Below are 18,092 nucleotides of genomic sequence, written 5' to 3' on the forward strand. Positions count from 1 at the left end.
CCGACCGCGGGGGTCAGCGCGCCGCCGCCTCGTCCTCCACCGTGCGGTCGCGGCCCGCCAGGAAGCCCACCACCATCTGCGGCAGCATCAGGCCCGCCATGAGGGCGATCGGCATTCCCCAGCCGCCGCTCTGCTGGTAGAGCACGCCGACCAGCAGCGGGCCGGGAATGGAGATCAGGTAGCCGGTGCTCTGCGCGAAGGCGGACAGCTGGGCCACGCCCGGGCCGCTCCTGGCCCGCATGCCGACCATCGTGAGGGCCAGCGGGAAGGCGCAGTTGGACACGCCGAGCAGCAGAGCCCAGGCCCAGGCGCCGGCGGCGGGCGCGAGGTACAGGCCGGCGTAACCGGCGAGGCCGCACACGCCCAGGGCCAGCGCGATCGGCCCCTGGTGGGGCAGCCGGGTGGCGACGCGCGGGATGACGAAGGCCAGCGGCACGCCCATCACCATGGTGACGGCGAGCAGCACGCCCGCGGTGCCGGCCGGGACGCCGGCGTCCCGGAAGATCTGCGGCATCCAGCCCATGGTGATGTAGGCGGCGGTGGCCTGGAGGCCGAAGAACACGGCGAGCGCCCAGGCGGTACGGCTGCGGGTGATGCGCAGCGGTGTGTGCTCCTCGGGGGCGTGCCGTCGCTCCGTCGCACGCTCCCGCGGCCGGGCGGGCGCGATGTCGCCGCCACGGTCACGGACGAGCGGCAGCCAGGGCAGGACGGCGGCGCCCGCGAGGGCGGCCCACACGGTGAGGCCGGACCGCCAGTCGCCGCCCAGGGCGTCCGTCAGGGGCACGGTCACCGCGGCGGCGAGGGAGGTACCGAGGGCGAGGGCCATCGAGTACAGACCGGTCATGGAGCCGACCCGGTCGGGGAACCAGCGCTTGACGATGACCGGCATGAGCACGTTGCTGACGGCGATACCCATCAGGGCGAGCGCGCTGGCGGCGAGGAATCCGGCCGTGTTGCCGAGATACGGCCGTATCAGCAGGCCCGCGGTGATGGCGGCCATGCCGGCGCACACCACGGCGGCCGGACCGAAGCGGCGGGCGAGCCGGGGGGCGGTGACCCCGAAGACCGCGAAGCACAGCGGGGGCACGGAGGTGAGCAGTCCGGCCACGCCGCCGCTCATGCCGAGCCCGTCGCGGACCTCCTCCAGGAGCGCGCCGAGGCTGGTGATGGCCGGGCGGAGGTTCAGCGCGGACAGCACGATGCCGACGATCACCAGCCGGACCGCCCACGCGCGCCTGCCGCCGGCGCCGGGGGTCGTCTCGGGGGCGGTCGTCGCCGCGGCCGTACCGCGGGGGGTCGGTGACATCGCCGTACGGGTCTCCACTGTCGGGCTTTCCTCACGTGCCATGCCCCCATCATAGAATCATGGGATGATTGGTTGTCCATCCCCGGGACGTCTGGACCCGGGCCCATCGTGCGAAGGTGTGCCATGCCCCTGAGCCACCCGCGCCGTTCGGCGCTGTCCGAGCAGGTCATCGCCGAACTGCGAGGCCAGATCACCTCCGGCGAGTGGCCGGTCGGCTCGCGCATCCCGACGGAGCCGGAACTGGTCGAGCAGCTCGGCGTCGCCCGCAACACCGTCCGCGAGGCCGTCCGCGCGCTCGCCCACAACGGGCTGCTCGACATCCGGCAGGGCTCCGGCACCTATGTGGTCGCCACGAGCGAGCTGGCCGGTGTGATGCACCGCCGGTTCGCCGGCGCCGACCCCCGGCACATCGCGGAGCTGCGTGCCGCGCTGGAGTCCGCCGCGGCGAAACTGGCCGCCGAGCGGCGCACCGAGAAGGACCTCAAGCAGCTGGACGCCCTGCTGGAGCGGCGTGAGGTGGCCTGGGACACCGGCGAGGCGGAGGCCTTCGTGACCGCCGACGCCACCTTCCACCTCGCCGTCGTGGCCGCCTCGCACAACGACGTGATCACGGCGATGTACGCCGACCTGGGCGAGGTGCTGCGGGACTGGCTGCGCGCCGACGTGGGCGCGGAGCTGACGCCGGAGACCCACATGGATCACCGGCGCCTGGTGGACGCGATCCGCACCGGGGACGCGGAGGCGGCGGCCACCGAGGCCGCGAGCTATCCCTTCCTGTGCCGGCCGGGCCGGTTCAGTGCTCCTTCTGGTGGCTGATCCACACCGAGCGGACTTCCTTCCAGCAGCGGCCCGTGAGCCGTACGGTCAGGGCGGGCCCGGTGTCCACCGGCGCGCTGTCGGTGTCGATGTCCCACCAGCGGGCGCACTCGATGTGCAGACGCACGCGATCGGTGTCGACATAGGGGTTGTGGCAGTAGGCCACCACGTGGGAGCCGCGGACGGCCGTACGGCAGGCGGCCCCGAAGAGGCTCGGCGCGGGTGGCTTCGCGTCGCCCACCCGCGCGTAGGGCATCGCGTCGTACGGCAGGGAGAGCACGAGGGCCACGGCCACGGTCACCGGGGCCAGGCTGCGGGACAGGCGCACAAGGGGACCTCCTCGGCCGGGCTGCGGAGGGACGCGTGTGTGGACGCGTAATCCAGGGTGCGCCGCCCCGGCCGGTGGGCGCCCGGCCGGTGGGCCGAAAGAGTGACGCTCCGCGCCCTGGCCTGCGCAGTCTCCGCGGCGCCCCGCCCTGCCCCGCCCCGCGGTCCACCACTCCCCCGCCCCGGCTCCACGCCCTCCCGGCACGACCGGGGCCCGCGCCCCGAAGGGTGCGGGCCCCGGCCGTCGGTCACGCCTCGGCGGAAGCGGTCACGCACCGATGGCGTGCAGGCCGCCGTCGACGTGGATGATCTCGCCGGTCGTCTTCGGGAACCAGTCGCTCAGCAGGGCGACGATGCCGCGGCCGGCCGGCTCCGGGTCCTTCAGGTCCCACTCCAGCGGGGCGCGGGAGTCCCACACGGAGGCCAGCTCGGCGAAGCCCGGGATGGACTTGGCGGCCATGGAGCCGATCGGGCCCGCGGAGACGAGGTTGCAGCGGATGTTCTGCTTGCCCAGGTCGCGCGCCATGTAGCGGCTGGTCGCCTCCAGGGCGGCCTTGGCCGGGCCCATCCAGTCGTACTGGGGCCAGGCGTACTGGGCGTCGAAGGTGAGGCCGACGACCGAGCCGCCGTTCTGCATCAGCGGCAGGCAGGCCATGGTCAGCGACTTCAGGGAGTAAGCCGAGACGTGCATGGCGGTGGCCACGGACTCGAACGGCGTGTTGAGGAAGTTGCCGCCGAGCGCGTCCTGCGGCGCGAAGCCGATGGAGTGCACGACGCCGTCCAGGCCGCCGAGCTCCTCACCGACGATGTCGGCCAGCCGGCCGAGGTGCTCGTCGTTGGTGACGTCCAGCTCGATGACCTTGGTGGGCTTCGGGAGCTTCTTGGCGATGCGCTCGGTCAGCGTGGGGCGCGGGAACGCGGTCAGGATGATCTCGGCACCCTGCTCCTGGGCCAGCTTGGCCGCGTGGAAGGCGATGGAGGACTCCATCAGCACACCGGTGATCAGGACGCGCTTGCCCTCGAGGATTCCGCTCATGGTGATCAGTGACCCATTCCCAGTCCGCCGTCAACGGGGATGACGGCTCCAGTGATGTACGAAGCGTCGTCCGAGGCGAGGAACCGCACCGTCGCGGCGATCTCCTCCGGCTGCGCGTAACGGCCGAGCGGCACCTGGGAGACGATGCTCTGGCGCTGCTCGTCGCTGAGCACCTTGGTCATGTCGGTGTCGACGAAACCGGGCGCGACGACGTTGAAGGTGATGTTGCGCGAGCCCAGCTCACGGGCGAGGGAACGCGCGAAGCCGACCAGGGCGGCCTTGGAGGCGGCGTAGTTCGCCTGGCCCGCCGAGCCGAGCAGGCCGACCACGGACGAGATCAGGATGACGCGGCCCTTCTTGGCGCGCAGCATGCCGCGGTTCGCGCGCTTGACGACGCGGAAGGTGCCGGTGAGGTTGGTGTCGATGACCGAGGTGAAGTCCTCCTCGGACATGCGCATCAGCAGCTGGTCCTTCGTCACGCCCGCGTTGGCGATCAGTATCTCGACCGGGCCGTGCTGCTCCTCGATCTCCTTGTAGGCCTGCTCCACCTGCTCGGGGTCGGTGATGTCGCACTTGACGGCGAGGAAGTCGGCCGGCGGCTCGCCCGACCGGTACGTGATCGCGACCTTGTCGCCGGCGTCGGCGAATGCGCGGGCGATGGCGAGGCCGATGCCCCGGTTGCCTCCGGTGACGAGAACCGAGCGGCTCAACGGATCACCCTTTCGATAGCGGTCTGCAGAAGTCCGACAACCCGCCCGAACACTGGATGACAGGCGGCTTCATCGAAAACCTATCGGTACGGCCACGCCCGCGGGCAATCGGGCACCGACAGTGGCTCGGGGGTGTCGCTGTCGGATCCCTACAGAACGACCGGGGTCCGGACCCGAAACCTGTGGTCCACCGGCCGCTCCCACGACATCATCGACCCGACAGGCCACGACAGCAGGGAGACCTCCGTGCCTCATTCCATCGACGAAGCCTTCACGGCGCTTCCCCTACGGGCCCTCGCCGACGCCGCGCTCGCCCGCGCGCGTGCCCTGGGGGCCGAGCACGCGGACTTCCGCTTCGAGCGCGTGCGCAGCGCGTCCTGGCGGCTGCGGGACGCCAAGCCGGCCGGATCGTCGGACACCACCGACCTCGGGTACGCGGTGCGGGTCGTGCACGGCGGCACGTGGGGCTTCGCCTCCGGGGTGGACCTGAGCATGGACGCGGCCGCCAAGGTGGCCGCGCAGGCGGTGGCCATGGCCAAGCTGTCCGCGCAGGTCATCAGGGCGGCGGGATCCGACGAGAGGGTGGAGCTGGCCGACGAGCCGGTGCACGCGGACCGCACGTGGGTGTCGTCGTACGAGATCGACCCCTTCTCGGTGCCCGACGAGGAGAAGGCCGCGCTGCTGGCGGACTGGAGCGCGCGGCTGCTGGCGGCGACCGGCGTCAGCCACGTGGACGCCTCGCTGCTCACCGTGCACGAGAACAAGTTCTACGCCGACACCGCCGGGACCGTGACGACCCAGCAGCGGGTGCGGCTGCACCCGCAGCTGACCGCGGTGTCCGTGGACGAGTCCAGCGGCGAGTTCGACTCGATGCGGACCCTCGCGCCGCCGGTCGGGCGGGGCTGGGAGTACCTGACGGGCACCGGCTGGGACTGGGACGAGGAGCTGGAGCAGATCCCGGAGCTGCTCGCCGAGAAGATGCGGGCGCCGAGCGTGGAGCCGGGCCTGTACGACCTGGTGGTCGACCCCTCCAACCTGTGGCTGACCATCCACGAGTCCATCGGTCACGCCACCGAGCTGGACCGCGCGCTCGGCTACGAGGCCGCCTACGCCGGCACCTCCTTCGCCACCTTCGACCTGCTGGGCAAGCTGAAGTACGGCTCCGAGTCGATGAACGTCACCGGCGACCGCACCGCCGAGCACGGTCTCGCGACCATCGGGTACGACGACGAGGGCGTCGCGGCGCAGTCCTGGGACCTGGTGAAGGACGGCACGCTGGTCGGCTACCAGCTGGACCGGCGGATCGCGCGGCTCACCGGGTTCGACCGGTCCAACGGGTGCGCGTACGCCGACTCCCCCGCGCACGTGCCGGTGCAGCGCATGGCCAACGTGTCACTCCAGCCGGACCCGGCGGGGCTGTCCACCGAGGACCTGATCGGCGGGGTCGACCGGGGCATCTACGTGGTCGGCGACCGGTCCTGGTCGATCGACATGCAGCGCTACAACTTCCAATTCACCGGGCAGCGCTTCTTCAGGATCGAGAACGGGCGGATCACCGGGCAGCTGAAGGACGTGGCGTACCAGGCCACGACCACCGACTTCTGGGGATCCATGTCGGCCGTCGGCGGTCCGCAGACCTACGTCCTCGGCGGCGCCTTCAACTGCGGCAAGGCCCAGCCGGGGCAGGTGGCCTCCGTGTCGCACGGGTGCCCGTCGGCCCTCTTCAAGGGCGTCAACATCCTCAACACCACGCAGGAGGCCGGTCGATGAGCGCCCGTACGAACAAGCCCCACGAGATCGTCGAGCGGGCGCTGGCGCTGTCCCGGGCCGACGGCTGCGTCGTCATCGCCGACGAGCACTCCACCGCCAACCTGCGCTGGGCGGGCAACGCGCTCACCACGAACGGGGTGACGCGCGGTCGTACGCTCACCGTGATCGCGACCGTGGACGGCAAGGAGGGCACCGCCTCCGGTGTCGTCTCGCGCTCGGCGGTCACCGCTCAGGACCTGGAGCCGCTGGTGCGGGCCGCCGAGACCGCCGCGCGGGGGGCCGGGCCGGCCGAGGACGCGCAGCCGCTGGTGGGCGACGCACCGGCGTCGCCGGACTTCACGGACGCGCCGGCCGAGACCTCCTCCGCCGTCTTCGCGGACTTCGCGCCGGCGCTGGGCGAGGCGTTCGCACGCGCGCGTGCGGGCGGTCGCGAGCTGTACGGCTTCGCCAACCACGAGCTGGTGTCGACGTACCTGGGTACGTCCACCGGGCTGCGGCTCAGGCACGACCAGCCCACCGGCACGCTGGAGCTGAACGCCAAGTCCCCGGACCGCACGCGCTCGGCGTGGGCGGGCCACTCCACGCGGGACTTCAAGGACCTGGACCCGGGCGCGCTCGACGCCGAGCTGGCCGTACGGCTCGGCTGGGCCGAGCGGCGGGTGGAGCTGCCCGCCGGCCGCTACGAGACGCTGCTGCCGCCCACGGCCGTGGCGGACATGCTGATCTACCAGCTGTGGTCGGCCTCGGGCCGGGACGCGGCCGAGGGCCGCACGGTGTTCTCCAGGCCGGGCGGTGGCACGCGCGTGGGCGAGAGGCTCGCCGAGCTGCCGCTGACCCTGCGCAGCGACCCGAACGAGCCCGGGCTGGAGTGCCCGCCCTTCGTGGTCGCGCACTCCTCCGGTGGCGACCAGTCCGTGTTCGACAACGGGCTGCCGACCCGCACCACGGAGTGGATCAGCGAGGGTGTGCTCAAGCACCTGACCACCACCCGGCACAGCGCGGGCCTGACCGGACTGCCGGTCGCCCCGGTGCTCGGGAACCTGATCCTGGACGGCGGTGACGACCGCTCGCTCCAGGAGATGGTCGCGGACACCGAGCGCGGGCTGCTGCTGACCTGCCTGTGGTACATCCGCGAGGTCGACCCGGCGACGCTGCTGCTCACGGGCCTGACCCGCGACGGCGTCTACCTCGTGGAGAACGGCGAGGTCACCGGGCAGGTGAACAACTTCCGGTTCAACGAGTCGCCGGTGGACCTGCTGCGGCGGGCCACGGAGGCGGGGCGCACGGAGAAGACGCTGCCGCGCGAGTGGGGCGACTGGTTCACCCGGGCCGCGATGCCCGCGCTGCGCATCCCGGATTTCAACATGAGCTCTGTCAGTCAGGGCGTATAACCTCGTAGGCGTTCGTAGTCGGGTGTCACCCGGCTGCCCGAAGATCACCAAGGAGACACGAGAACCGTGACGGACATCGTCGACGAGCTGAAGTGGCGTGGGCTCATCGCCCTCTCCACGGACGAGGACGCACTGCGCAAGGCGTTCGCGGACGGCCCCGTCACGTTCTATTGCGGCTTCGACCCGACCGCGCCCAGCCTGCACCTCGGCAACCTGGTGCAGATCCTCACGATGCGCCGCATCCAGGAGGCCGGGAACCGGCCGCTGGCGCTGGTCGGCGGTGCCACGGGTCTCATCGGCGACCCGAAGCCCACGGCCGAGCGCACGCTGAACGCACCGGAGGTGGTGGCGGGCTGGGTGGAGCGGCTGCGCGCCCAGATCCAGCCGCTGCTGCACTTCGACGGCCCGAACGCCGCGGTGATGGTCAACAACCTGGACTGGACCCAGGGCCTGTCGGCGATCGAGTTCCTGCGGGACATCGGCAAGCACTTCCGGGTCAACAAGATGATCGCGAAGGAGGCCGTGTCCCGGCGCCTGAACTCCGACGCGGGCATCAGCTACACCGAGTTCAGCTACCAGATCCTGCAGGGCATGGACTTCCTGGAGCTGTTCCGGCGGTACGGCTGCACGCTGCAGACCGGTGGCAGCGACCAGTGGGGCAACCTCACCTCGGGCACGGACCTGATCCACCGGGTCGAGCAGGACGCCGTGGTGCACGCGCTCGGCACCCCGCTGATCACCAAGGCGGACGGCACCAAGTTCGGCAAGACCGAGTCCGGCACGGTGTGGCTGGACCCCGAGATGACGACGCCGTACGCGTTCTACCAGTTCTGGGTCAACGCCGACGACCGGGACGTCTCGAAGTTCCTGCGCATCTTCAGCTTCAGGTCCCGTGAGGAGATCGAGGAGCTGGAGCGGCAGACCGAGGAGCGTCCGCAGGCGCGGGCCGCACAGCGTGCGCTCGCCGAGGAGCTGACGACGCTGGTGCACGGCGCCGACCAGACGGCCGCGGTGATCGCCGCGAGCCGCGCCCTGTTCGGGCAGGGCGAGCTGGCGGAGCTGGACGGGCGGACGTTGGCGGCCGCCCTGTCGGAGGTGCCGCACATCCAGGTCGCCGAGCTGGGTCCGGTCGTGGACCTGTTCGCCGAGGTCGGTCTGGTGGCCAGCAAGTCCGCGGCGCGGCGGACCGTGAAGGAGGGGGGCGCCTACGTGAACAACGTCAAGGTGGCTTCCGAGGACGCGGTGCCGTCGGCCGGGGAGCTGCTGGACGGGCGGTGGCTGGTGCTGCGGCGGGGGAAGAAGAACCTTGCCGCGGTGGAGGTTGTGGCCGGATAACGCCGTCGGGGCGTGGGGGGTCCGCGGAGTGCGGCTTCGTCGTGGCTGCTCACGCCCCCGGCGGAGCCGCACATCGGTACGGCCTCGCGCCCCATTCGGGGCGCCGCGCTCCAGAGCGCTTTCAGGCTCCGGCTCTCTCCTGCTTCCGCTTCCCCAGGGTCGCCATGTAGAGGGCGTCGACCGCCGCGACGATGATGATCGCGGCCACCAGCTGGAAGATGTGGCGGCTCCAGTCGATGCCGCGGGTCGAGGCGACGCCCACGGCGCGGGCCACCGCGTTGCCCACGATGGCGCCGAGAATGCCGCAGATGGTGGTCAGCCACAGTGGGCTGTGCTGCTTCCCCGGGATGACGGCCTTGGCGATGACACCCAGCACGAATCCCACGATGATCGCCCACAACCAGCCCATGGCTGCCTCCTCGTACGGCTCGACGTGAGCATTACGGCCAGTGTGGGCGGATGGGCCGTACGGCGCATGTCGGGTTACCCCGTGCGCGGCAGGGCCGACGGCGTTACCGCAGGCAGCGGCCGACCCGGTCTCGTAGGCGGCGCAGCCGCGGCGTAACGTGGAAAGGCCGGGGAGTGTCCGATGCGGGCGGATGGTGGAATGTGATGCGGAAACAGCACGGGGGCGGCGTCCAGGTGTTCCGGATCACCGGCGCCCGGACGGGTCTGGCCGAGGACGTGCGGGGCCGGCAGCGGCGGTATGTCATCTCGATGACGATCCGCACGGCGTCGGTGATCCTCGCTGTCTCCCTGTGGAACGTCGAGCGCTATGTCGCCGTCGTCGCCCTCGTGGCCGGTGCGTTGCTCCCTTATATCGCCGTCGTGATCGCGAACGCCGGCCGGGAGCGGCCGCCGTCCCTCCCCTCGACGTTCATCACCGCGCCGACCCCGCCGATGATCACCGCGCCACGGGCCGAGGAGGCGCGGGCGGAATCCGTTCCGGAGGATGCGGCGGCCCGTCCGACGGCGGCGGGCGGTGAGCGGCCCGACGCCGTGTGACCCCGGCGGACGTGGCGGAAGCGGAATGCCGCCGGCCGTCAAGCTCAAGAAAAGCTCAGATCAATCGTGCAGTTCCGGTGCCGGGCGGCGGGGTACCCGTGACATACTGCGTACGCGCTCCGCATCCCCCGTCGGAGCGACGGACCGACGCCGGGCAGCTCCCCCCGTGGCTGCTCGGCGTCGCCTTGTTCCGGCCCCTTTTCTGTGAGACGAACCTGTGAGTGACGAGACACCGATCTGCTCCGCCAAGGGGTGCCGAGCCGCTGCCGTATGGGTGCTGGCGTGGAACAACCCGAAGATTCACACCCCGGAGCGGCGCAAGACCTGGCTCGCCTGCGAGGAGCACCGCGAGCATCTTTCGCAGTTCCTGGGGGTGCGGGGGTTCTTGAAGGACGTGGTGAGGTTCGCGGACTGGCAGGAGCCCGAAGGGGCCTAACCGCCGATCGCGGACATCGGCCGGTCCGGCTGCACGAACGACGGGTCGTCCAGGCCCGCCCCCGCCTTCTTGCCCCACATCGCCAGCCGCCAGATGCGGGCGATCTCCTCGTCCGGCGCGTCGGAGCGCAGGGCTGCGCGCAGGTCGGTCTCCTCGGTCGCGAACAGGCAGGTGCGTATCTGGCCGTCGGCCGTGAGGCGGGTGCGGTCGCAGGCCGCGCAGAAGGGGCGGGTGACCGAGGCGATGACGCCGACCCGGTGCGGGCCGCCGTCGACCAGCCAGCGCTCGGCCGGTGCGGAACCGCGCGCGTCGGAGCCCTCGGGGGTGAGGTCGAAGCGGGTGCGCAGGGAGGCGAGGATGTCGCCGGCGGTGACCATGCCGTCGCGCTTCCAGCCGTGCTGGGCGTCCAGCGGCATCTGCTCGATGAAGCGCAGCTCGTAGTCGTGCTCCACCGCCCAGGCGAGCAGGTCGGGGGCCTCGTCGTCGTTCAGGCCCGGCATCAGGACCGAGTTGACCTTGACCGGGGTCAGGCCTGCCTCGCGCGCGGCCTGCAGGCCTTCGAGGACGTCCTTGTGGCGGTCGCGGCGGGTCAGGGTCTTGAAGACGTCCGGGCGGAGGGTGTCCAGCGAGACGTTGACCCGGTCCAGGCCGGCGGCCTTCAGGGCGGCCGCGGTGCGCTTGAGCCCGATGCCGTTGGTGGTGAGGGACATCTGGGGGCGCGGGGACAGGGCCGCGACCCGCTCGACGATGCCGGCCAGGCCCGGGCGCAGCAGGGGTTCACCGCCGGTGAAGCGGACCTCCTCGATGCCGAGCGTCCGCACGGCGATGTCGATGAGGCGGACGATCTCGTCGTCCGTGAGCAGATCGGGCTTGGCCAGCCACTGCAGGCCCTCCTCGGGCATGCAGTACGTGCAGCGCAGATTGCAGCGGTCGGTCAGCGAGACCCTCAGGTCGGTGGCCACCCGGCCGTAGGTGTCGATGAGCACGTGGCCCCCTCCCTCGATCCCGAGCCATTATGTTCCGTCATGGGCGAGCCTACGTGACGCCGCCGACATAGACAGCGGCCCGATCCGACGAGGTGGGGCACGGCCGCGTCGTAGGACCCTACAGCGCCTTCACGACGCGGCCGTCGTAGGAACGTCAGTGTGCTCCGGTGCCGGTCAGGGAGCGCACCTCCAGTTCGGCGTACTTGCCGGCGTCCGGAACCTCCTTCGACAGCAAGGTGCCCACGACACCGAGCAGGAATCCGACGGGGATGGAGATGATGCCGGGGTTCTCCAGCGGGAACCAGTGGAAGTCGACGTCGGGGAACATCGAGGCCGGGCTGCCGGAGACCACCGGGGAGAACAGCACCAGGCCGACCGCCGTGACCAGGCCGCCGTAGATCGACCACAGGGCGCCGGCGGTGGTGAACCGCTTCCAGAACAGGCTGTAGAGGATCGTCGGCAGGTTGGCGGAGGCGGCGACCGCGAAGGCCAGCGCGACCAGGCCGGCCACGTTCAGGTCGCGGGCCAGGGCGCCGAGGACGATCGAGACCGCGCCGATGCCGACGGTCGCCCAGCGGGCGGCGCCGACCTCCTGCTTCTCGGTGGCCCGGCCCCGCTTGATGACGTTCGCGTAGATGTCGTGGGCGAAGGACGAGGACGACGCCAGGGTCAGGCCCGCCACGACCGCGAGGATGGTGGCGAAGGCGACCGCCGAGATGGTGGCGAGCAGGATGGCGCCCCAGTCGGAGTCGACGCCGCCCAGGTGCAGCGCGAGGAGCGGGGCCGCCGTGTTGCCCGCCTTGTTGGAGGCGATGATCTCGTCCGGCTTGATCAGGGCCGCCGCGCCGAAGCCGAGGGCGAGGGTCATCAGGTAGAAGGCGCCGATGAGGCCGATCGCCCAGATGACGGACTTACGCGCGGCCTTGGCCGTGGGCACGGTGTAGAAGCGGATCAGGATGTGCGGCAGGCCCGCGGTGCCCAGGACCAGGGCGATGCCGAGCGAGATGAAGTCCAGTTTCGTCGTGCCGGTGGCGCCGTACTTCAGGCCCGGTTCCAGGAACGCGGAGCCCTTCCCGCTGTTGTCGGCGGCCCTGCCGAGCAGATCGGAGATGTTGAAGTGGAACTTCAGCAGGACCAGGAAGGTCAGCAGCAGGGCGCCCGCGATCAGCAGCACGGCCTTGACCATCTGGACCCAGGTGGTGCCCTTCATACCGCCGATCGTGACGTACACGATCATCAGGACGCCGACCAGGGCGACGATGCCGATCTTGCCGCCGTCGCTGGTGATGCCCAGGAGGAGGGAGACGAGGACGCCCGCGCCCGCCATCTGGGCGAGCAGGTAGAAGATCGAGACCACGATGGTGGACGTGCCGGCCGCCGTGCGCACAGGGCGCTGGCGCATGCGGTACGCCAGCACGTCGCCCATGGTGTAGCGGCCGGAGTTGCGCAGGGGTTCGGCGACCAGCAGCAGGGCGACGAGCCAGGCGACGAGGAAGCCGATCGAGTACAGGAAGCCGTCGTAGCCGAAGAGGGCGATGGCGCCGGCGATGCCGAGGAAGGACGCGGCGGACATGTAGTCGCCGGAGACGGCGAGACCGTTCTGGAAACCGGTGAACTGGCGTCCCCCGGCGTAGAAGTCGGCGGCGTCCTTGGTCTGGCGGCCCGCCCAGACGGTGATGACGAGGGTCGCGGCGACGAACACCGCGAACAGCGTGATGATCAGCGGCCGGTGCTGGCTCGCCTCGCCGGCGGCGAGCAGGGTGTGCGTTGCGGGGATCATGCGCCGCCCTCCATCCGGGACTTGATGGCCTCCGCCTTGGGGTCGAGCTTGGCGGCGGCGTGCCGCGCGTACCACCAGGCGATGAGGAAGGTGGTGAGGAACTGGGCGAGGCCCAGGACGAGGGCCACGTTGATGTTGCCGGCCACCTTGGTGCCCATGAAGCCGCCCGCGTAGTTGGACAGCAGCACGTACAGCAGGTACCAGGCGGCGAAGGCGATGGTCAGCGGGAAGGCGAAGGAACGGTGGGCGCGGCGCAGTTCACCGAACTCCGCGCTGTGCTGCACCTCGGCGAACTCCTCGGTGGACGGAAGTGGGACCCCCGGTGTCGCGGGGGGCGGTGTCTCGGTGGCCACGGAGTCTCCTCGCGTTGCGAATGCGATGACGGACGGGGAGCTCGATCGTGCTGGCGCTCCCTGTCCGAGGTCCACGGCGCCACGCGAGAACCGGTTCAAGTCCTATGAGTTGTTTCGCAAGCGGTCTGGGAGAGCCATTGCCAAGTCATTGCTGTCCGGTGAGCCGTGGAGATAGCTTCTGCCTGCACCACCCCGTCATGTACCTGCCCGAGAACCACCTGTGTCTCGGGCGGTTTCGTATCCGGATGAAGTGGAGATCCCATGGTTCATCTGCGTTCCAGACGCCGGCTCGCGCTCGCCGTGCCCGTCGTGTTGTCGCTGACCGCCTCGCTCGGCTTCCTGCCGACGGCGGCGTCCGCGGCGCCCGCCGCGGCCCGGGCGGCGCGGGCGGCGGACGACGGACCGAACCTCGCGTACGTGGTCAACACCCGTACGGATCACGGCACGATCGAGTCGGTGCGCCGCGAGATCGTCCGCAACGGCGGTACCGTCGTGGCCAGTTACGACAAGATCGGTGTGATCGTCGCGCACTCCGCGAACGCGGACTTCTCCGCGCGGATGCGGGCGGTGCGCGGGGTCGAATCGGCGGGCGCCACGCGCACCGCGCCGCTGAGTGCGGCGGGGACGACCGACGAGGGCGCGGTCCAGGTCCTGTCGAAGGCCCAGGCCGCGAAGCTCGCGGGCGGCGCCACGGCGGGCGAGGAGCCCTTCGAGGCGGACCAGTGGGATCTGCGGGCGATCGGCGCCGACAAGGCCGCCCGGATCGACCCGGGCAGCAGGAGCGTGACCGTCGGCGTCATCGACACCGGCGTCGACGACACCCACCCGGACATCGCCCCGAACTTCTCCGCCGCCCAGTCGGCGAACTGTGTGAGCGGCAAGGCGGACACGACCTACGGCGCGTGGCGCCCGGCGGACGCCGACCACTACCACGGCACCCATGTGGCCGGTGAGATAGCCGCGGCCCGCAACGGCATAGGCGTGGCCGGTGTGGCGCCGGGCGTGAAGGTCGCGAGCATCACGGTGGCCCAGCCGGACTCGACCCAGCTGTTCTACCCGGAGAGCGTGGTCTGCGCCTTCGTGTTCGCCGCCGACCACGGCATCCAGATCACCAACAACAGCTACTACGTTGACCCGTGGATGTACAACTGCATGGACGACCCGGATCAACGTGCCATCGTTGACGCGGTCAACAGGGCCCAGCTGTACGCACAGCGCAAGGGCACGCTCAACGTGGCCTCGGCGGGCAACTCCAACGACGACCTGGACGCGCACGCGCTCACGGACGACTCCAGTCCCGACGACTCGACCGCCACCACCCGCACGGTCGACCCGCACGAGTGCTTCGACGTGCCGACCCAGCTGCCCGGTGTGGTGACCGTGAGCGCGGTGGGCGTGAAGGGCGCCAAGTCGTACTACTCCAGCTACGGCCAGGGCGTGATCGACGTGGCGGGGCCGGGCGGCGACAAGTACCAGATCCCGGACACGCCGTCGAAGAACGGCCGCATCCTGTCCACGCTGCCGGGCGGCCAGTACGGCTTCCTCCAGGGCACCTCCATGGCCTCCCCGCACGTGGCCGCGGTCGCCGCGCTGCTGAAGTCGGCGCATCCGCACGCCACTCCGGCCCAGTTGCAGGCACTGCTGAAGGCCGAGGCGGACAACCCGGGCTGCCCGAGCGGCCCGTACGACGGCGACGGGGACGGGGTCGTGGACGCGACCTGCGTCGGCGGCACACGCGTCAACGGCTTCTACGGCTTCGGCGTGGTCGACGCGCTGCGTGCGGTCGAGTAGCCGGCACCTGGCCCGTCAAGCAGCCGCGTCCCTCCCGGACTTCCCGCACGGCACGCTCGTACCGCGAACGAACTGGAGAGAACTGACCCATGACAGCGCCCAAGTCGCGCTACCGCCGCGCCCTCGCCGTCCCGGCCGGGATGGCCCTGGCCACGGCACTCGCGTTCCTGCCGAACGTCACCGCCTCCGCGGCCGACACCACCACCCCGACGGCCACCGCCGACGGGCCCGTGCTCAGCTACGTCGTCAACGTCCGCCCGGGCAACGGAGTTTCGGCGCACGTGCAGAAGGCGATCACCGAGGCCCGTGGTTCGGTGGTGATCGCGTACGACCGGATCGGTGTGATCGTCGCCCACTCCGCCAATCCGGACTTCGCCGAGGAGATCCGCGCGGTGCGCGGGGTGGACTCGGCCGGTGCCACGCGCAACGCGCCGCTGCCCGCCCAGTCCACCACGGACGTCGGCACCCCGAAGGTGCTGAGCGCCGAGCAGGTGGCCGGGGCCGAGGCCGAGGCCACCGGCGGACAGGACCCGCTGGAGCCACTGCAGTGGGACCTGCCGGCCATCAGGGCGGACAAGGCGCACGAGAAGACCCTGGGCAGCCCGGACGTCACGGTCGCGGTCATCGACACCGGCGTCGACGACACCCACCCCGACATCGCGCCCAACTTCGACCGCGCGGCGTCCGCCAACTGCGTCTCCGGCAAGCCCGACACGACGGACGGCGCCTGGCGTCCGAGCGCGTCGGAGAGCCCGCACGGCACACACGTGGCGGGTGAGATCGCGGCTGCGAAGAACGGCGTGGGCATCACGGGCGTCGCGCCGGGTGTGAAGGTGGCCGGCATCAAGGTCGCCAACCCGGACGGGTACTTCTACACCGAGGCCGTCGTCTGCGGCTTCGTGTGGGCGGCCGAGCACCACGTCGACGTGACCAACAACAGCTATTACACCGACCCGTGGTACTTCAACTGCACCACCGACCCGGACCAGAAGGCGCTGGTGGACGCCATCACCCGGGCCTCGCGGTACGCGGAGAAGAAGGGCACGGTCAACGTCGCGGCGGCGGGCAACGAGAACTACGACCTCGCGTCCCATTCGATCACCGACCCGGTCTCCCCCAACGACGGCACCCCGTCGGACCGCGTGATCGACCCGCACACCTGCTACGACATACCGACCCAGCTGCCGGGTGTCGTGACGGTCGCGGCGACCGGCGCGAAGGGCCTGAAGTCGTCCTTCTCCAACTACGGCCTCGGTGTGATCGACATCGCCGCACCCGGCGGCGACTCGACCGCCTACCAGAAGCCGGAGCCCCCGGCGACCAGCGGTCTCATCCTGGGCCCGCTGCCGGGCGGCAAGTGGGGCTACATGGCCGGTACGTCGATGGCGACGCCGCACGTCGTCGGCGTCGCCGCGTTGATCAAGTCAACCCATCCGCACGCTCCGGCCTCGCTCGTCAAGGCGCTGCTGTACGCGGAGGCCCACGCCACGCCGTGCACGGACCCGTACGACATCAACGGTGACGGCAAGGTCGACGCGGTGTGCGAGGGGGCGAGGAACTACAACGGCTTCTACGGCTTCGGCACGGCGGACGCGCTGGCCGCGGTGACCGGGTAGAGGCGGCTCCTCCATATCTTGATTCAGTCAATACTGCATAGTGCAGTCATGACTGCTATCAAGTTCGCGTGGTCCGCTCTGGGCGGCGATCCCGCCCGTCTCACGCGGCTCACCACCGTGGTGCGGGAGGGCGCGCTCCAGGCGCGCCTTCCCGTACAGGAGCTCGCCCGTGCCTGTGTCGGCGCCTGCGCGCTGGCCGCCGCGGAACTCGCGGCCCGCCGGGCGGGCCGCGCCGAGGTGCCCGGCGTCCGGGTCGACGACGGCGCCGTGGCGGCCGCCTTCCACAGCGAACGGAACCTGCTGGTCGACGGGCGGGCTCCGGTTTCCTTCGCGCCGCTGTCGCGGTTCTGGCGGACGGCCGACGGCTGGGTGCGCACCCACGCCAACTACCCGCATCACCGGGCCCGGTTGCTCGGCGCGCTGGGCCTGCCGGCGGACGCCTCGGTGGAGGCGGTGGCCGCCCGGTTCGCCGGACTGTCCGCGCTGGAGGCCGAGGACGCGGTCCATGCCGGCGGCGGTCTCACCGTGGCCCTGCGCACCCCGAAGGAGTGGCAGGCGCACGAGCAGGCCGCCGAGGTGGCCGCCCGGCCCCTCGTCGAGCGCGAGCGGGCCACCGCGGCACCCGCGCGCGCACTCGCACCGCTGGATCCGTCGGCCGCTCCCCTGCTGCCCGCCGCCGGGCTGCGCGTGCTGGACCTGACCCGGGTCCTGGCCGGCCCGGTCGCCACCCGCACCCTCGCCCTGCTCGGCGCGGACGTGCTCCGCCTGGACGCCCCCTGGCTGCCCGAACTGCCCGACCAGCACGCCGACACGGGCTTCGGGAAACGGTCCGCCACGCTCGACCTGGGCACCGACCGCGACACCTTCGAGGAGTTGCTGGCCTCGGCCGACGTCGTCGTCACCGGCTACCGGCCGGGCGCCCTCGACCGGTTCGGGCTCTCCCCCGAGGCGCTGTTCGCGCGCCGGCCCGGGCTGGTGGTGGCGCAGGTCTCGGCCTGGGGGGCGTACGGTCCCTGGGCCGGGCGGCGCGGCTTCGACAGCCTGGTGCAGGTCGCGACCGGCATCGCGGCGACCGAGGGCTCGGCCGGGGAGCCCGGCGCGCTGCCCGCGCAGGCCCTGGACCACGGCACCGGCTACCTCCTGGCGGCGGCCGTGCTGCGGGCGCTGACCGAGCAGTCGTACGACGGGGGCGGCCGGTGGGTGCGGCTGGCGCTGGCCCGGACCGCGCACTGGCTCACCGACGGGATCCGGCCGACCGCGGCCGCGGGTGCGCCGTACGCGGGCCCGGACGCCTGGCTGGCGGAGACGGACGGTCCGCTGGGCCGGCTGCGGCACGCGCTGCCACCGGTGTCCTTCGCGGGCGGCCCCGCCGACTGGGCGCGGCCCCCGGTGCCGTGGGGGTCGGACGGCGCCCGCTGGCGGTGAGCGCCGGGG

The 18,092-nt window shown here is 71.5% G+C and carries 17 protein-coding genes; 9 read left to right on the forward strand and 8 right to left on the reverse strand.

Annotation, left to right across the window (positions count from 1 at the left end):
* Positions 1-13 precede the first annotated feature (13 nt).
* Entirely contained in the window at positions 14-1,348 is a 1,335-nt protein-coding gene (locus AB0D93_RS03060) for an MFS transporter (RefSeq protein ID WP_362111961.1), read from the reverse strand.
* Between the two features lie 81 nt (positions 1,349-1,429).
* Here AB0D93_RS03060 and AB0D93_RS03065 point away from each other — a divergent pair, with 81 nt between their 5' ends.
* The gene (locus tag AB0D93_RS03065; RefSeq protein ID WP_362111965.1) at positions 1,430-2,122 is read left to right on the forward strand and encodes a FadR/GntR family transcriptional regulator; all 693 of its coding nucleotides are present in this window, start codon (positions 1,430-1,432) and stop codon (positions 2,120-2,122) included.
* Here AB0D93_RS03065 and AB0D93_RS03070 read toward each other — a convergent pair.
* From AB0D93_RS03070 to fabG, 3 genes are all read right to left on the reverse strand, one after another.
* The gene (locus tag AB0D93_RS03070) at positions 2,100-2,450 is read right to left on the reverse strand and encodes a hypothetical protein (protein ID WP_362111968.1); all 351 of its coding nucleotides are present in this window, start codon (positions 2,448-2,450) and stop codon (positions 2,100-2,102) included. The genes AB0D93_RS03065 and AB0D93_RS03070 overlap by 23 nt on opposite strands.
* A 267-nt stretch (positions 2,451-2,717) precedes the next feature.
* The gene (fabI, locus tag AB0D93_RS03075) at positions 2,718-3,485 is read right to left on the reverse strand and encodes an enoyl-ACP reductase FabI (RefSeq protein ID WP_362111971.1); all 768 of its coding nucleotides are present in this window, start codon (positions 3,483-3,485) and stop codon (positions 2,718-2,720) included.
* A gap of 5 nt (positions 3,486-3,490) precedes the next feature.
* Positions 3,491-4,195: a 3-oxoacyl-[acyl-carrier-protein] reductase gene (gene fabG / locus AB0D93_RS03080; RefSeq protein ID WP_362111974.1), complete on the reverse strand. Its 705-nt coding sequence runs from the start codon at positions 4,193-4,195 to the stop codon at positions 3,491-3,493.
* A gap of 246 nt (positions 4,196-4,441) precedes the next feature.
* Between fabG and AB0D93_RS03085 the strand changes: the two genes are divergently transcribed.
* The 3 genes from AB0D93_RS03085 to tyrS all read left to right on the forward strand — a co-directional run bounded on the left by AB0D93_RS03085 (position 4,442) and on the right by tyrS (position 8,691).
* Positions 4,442-5,965 (forward strand): TldD/PmbA family protein, encoded by a 1,524-nt coding sequence (locus AB0D93_RS03085; protein WP_362111977.1) that lies wholly within the window; start codon positions 4,442-4,444, stop codon positions 5,963-5,965.
* On the forward strand, positions 5,962-7,356 hold the full coding sequence (locus tag AB0D93_RS03090) for a TldD/PmbA family protein (RefSeq protein ID WP_362111980.1): 1,395 nt from the start codon (positions 5,962-5,964) through the stop codon (positions 7,354-7,356). The genes AB0D93_RS03085 and AB0D93_RS03090 overlap by 4 nt, the downstream gene beginning before the upstream one ends.
* A gap of 66 nt (positions 7,357-7,422) precedes the next feature.
* Complete coding sequence (tyrS, locus tag AB0D93_RS03095) at positions 7,423-8,691, forward strand: tyrosine--tRNA ligase (protein ID WP_362111983.1); 1,269 nt, start codon at positions 7,423-7,425, stop codon at positions 8,689-8,691.
* A 121-nt stretch (positions 8,692-8,812) separates the two neighbouring features.
* Here tyrS and AB0D93_RS03100 read toward each other — a convergent pair whose 3' ends face one another.
* Positions 8,813-9,100, reverse strand: coding sequence for a GlsB/YeaQ/YmgE family stress response membrane protein (locus tag AB0D93_RS03100; protein ID WP_362111986.1), 288 nt, complete (start codon positions 9,098-9,100; stop codon positions 8,813-8,815).
* Between the two features lie 203 nt (positions 9,101-9,303).
* Here AB0D93_RS03100 and AB0D93_RS03105 point away from each other — a divergent pair, with 203 nt between their 5' ends.
* Together AB0D93_RS03105 and AB0D93_RS03110 are read left to right on the forward strand one after the other, a co-directional pair.
* Entirely contained in the window at positions 9,304-9,696 is a 393-nt protein-coding gene (locus AB0D93_RS03105) for a DUF3099 domain-containing protein (protein WP_362111989.1), read from the forward strand.
* A 217-nt stretch (positions 9,697-9,913) separates the two neighbouring features.
* On the forward strand, positions 9,914-10,132 hold the full coding sequence (locus AB0D93_RS03110) for a hypothetical protein (RefSeq protein WP_362111992.1): 219 nt from the start codon (positions 9,914-9,916) through the stop codon (positions 10,130-10,132).
* Here AB0D93_RS03110 and moaA read toward each other — a convergent pair.
* The 3 genes from moaA to AB0D93_RS03125 all read right to left on the reverse strand — a co-directional run bounded on the left by moaA (position 10,129) and on the right by AB0D93_RS03125 (position 13,251).
* Positions 10,129-11,118, reverse strand: a complete 990-nt coding sequence (gene moaA, locus AB0D93_RS03115) for a GTP 3',8-cyclase MoaA (RefSeq protein WP_362111995.1) — start codon at positions 11,116-11,118, stop codon at positions 10,129-10,131. The genes AB0D93_RS03110 and moaA overlap by 4 nt on opposite strands.
* A 154-nt stretch (positions 11,119-11,272) precedes the next feature.
* Positions 11,273-12,898: a cation acetate symporter gene (locus AB0D93_RS03120; RefSeq protein ID WP_362111998.1), complete on the reverse strand. Its 1,626-nt coding sequence runs from the start codon at positions 12,896-12,898 to the stop codon at positions 11,273-11,275.
* Complete coding sequence (locus tag AB0D93_RS03125) at positions 12,895-13,251, reverse strand: DUF485 domain-containing protein (RefSeq protein ID WP_362112001.1); 357 nt, start codon at positions 13,249-13,251, stop codon at positions 12,895-12,897. The genes AB0D93_RS03120 and AB0D93_RS03125 overlap by 4 nt, the downstream gene beginning before the upstream one ends.
* 261 nt (positions 13,252-13,512) lie before the next feature.
* Between AB0D93_RS03125 and AB0D93_RS03130 the strand changes: the two genes are divergently transcribed.
* The 3 genes from AB0D93_RS03130 (at position 13,513) to AB0D93_RS03140 (ending at position 18,083) form a co-directional block, all read left to right on the forward strand.
* Positions 13,513-15,042, forward strand: coding sequence for a S8 family serine peptidase (locus AB0D93_RS03130; RefSeq protein WP_362112004.1), 1,530 nt, complete (start codon positions 13,513-13,515; stop codon positions 15,040-15,042).
* Positions 15,043-15,131: 89 nt separating this feature from the next.
* Positions 15,132-16,658 carry a S8 family serine peptidase gene (locus AB0D93_RS03135; RefSeq protein WP_362112007.1) on the forward strand — a complete coding sequence of 509 codons (1,527 nt, stop codon included), beginning with the start codon at positions 15,132-15,134 and terminating at the stop codon, positions 16,656-16,658.
* Between the two features lie 48 nt (positions 16,659-16,706).
* Positions 16,707-18,083, forward strand: a complete 1,377-nt coding sequence (locus tag AB0D93_RS03140; protein ID WP_362112011.1) for a CoA transferase — start codon at positions 16,707-16,709, stop codon at positions 18,081-18,083.
* Positions 18,084-18,092 lie beyond the last annotated feature (9 nt).

The organism is Streptomyces sp. NPDC048191, assembly GCF_040652655.1.
Classification (GTDB): Bacteria; Actinomycetota; Actinomycetes; order Streptomycetales; family Streptomycetaceae; genus Streptomyces.

What these genes read in the sequence shown, in the direction of transcription:
- AB0D93_RS03060 (WP_362111961.1), bottom strand. Translation starts at nt 1,348, where the DNA reads ATGGCACGTGAGGAAAGCCCGACAGTGGAGACCCGTACGGCGATGTCA.
- AB0D93_RS03065 (WP_362111965.1), top strand. Translation starts at nt 1,430, where the DNA reads ATGCCCCTGAGCCACCCGCGCCGTTCGGCGCTGTCCGAGCAGGTCATC.
- fabI (WP_362111971.1), bottom strand. Translation starts at nt 3,485, where the DNA reads ATGAGCGGAATCCTCGAGGGCAAGCGCGTCCTGATCACCGGTGTGCTG.
- AB0D93_RS03090 (WP_362111980.1), top strand. Translation starts at nt 5,962, where the DNA reads ATGAGCGCCCGTACGAACAAGCCCCACGAGATCGTCGAGCGGGCGCTG.
- AB0D93_RS03100 (WP_362111986.1), bottom strand. Translation starts at nt 9,100, where the DNA reads ATGGGCTGGTTGTGGGCGATCATCGTGGGATTCGTGCTGGGTGTCATC.
- AB0D93_RS03105 (WP_362111989.1), top strand. Translation starts at nt 9,304, where the DNA reads ATGCGGAAACAGCACGGGGGCGGCGTCCAGGTGTTCCGGATCACCGGC.
- AB0D93_RS03120 (WP_362111998.1), bottom strand. Translation starts at nt 12,898, where the DNA reads ATGATCCCCGCAACGCACACCCTGCTCGCCGCCGGCGAGGCGAGCCAG.
- AB0D93_RS03130 (WP_362112004.1), top strand. Translation starts at nt 13,513, where the DNA reads ATGGTTCATCTGCGTTCCAGACGCCGGCTCGCGCTCGCCGTGCCCGTC.
- AB0D93_RS03135 (WP_362112007.1), top strand. Translation starts at nt 15,132, where the DNA reads ATGACAGCGCCCAAGTCGCGCTACCGCCGCGCCCTCGCCGTCCCGGCC.
- AB0D93_RS03140 (WP_362112011.1), top strand. Translation starts at nt 16,707, where the DNA reads ATGACTGCTATCAAGTTCGCGTGGTCCGCTCTGGGCGGCGATCCCGCC.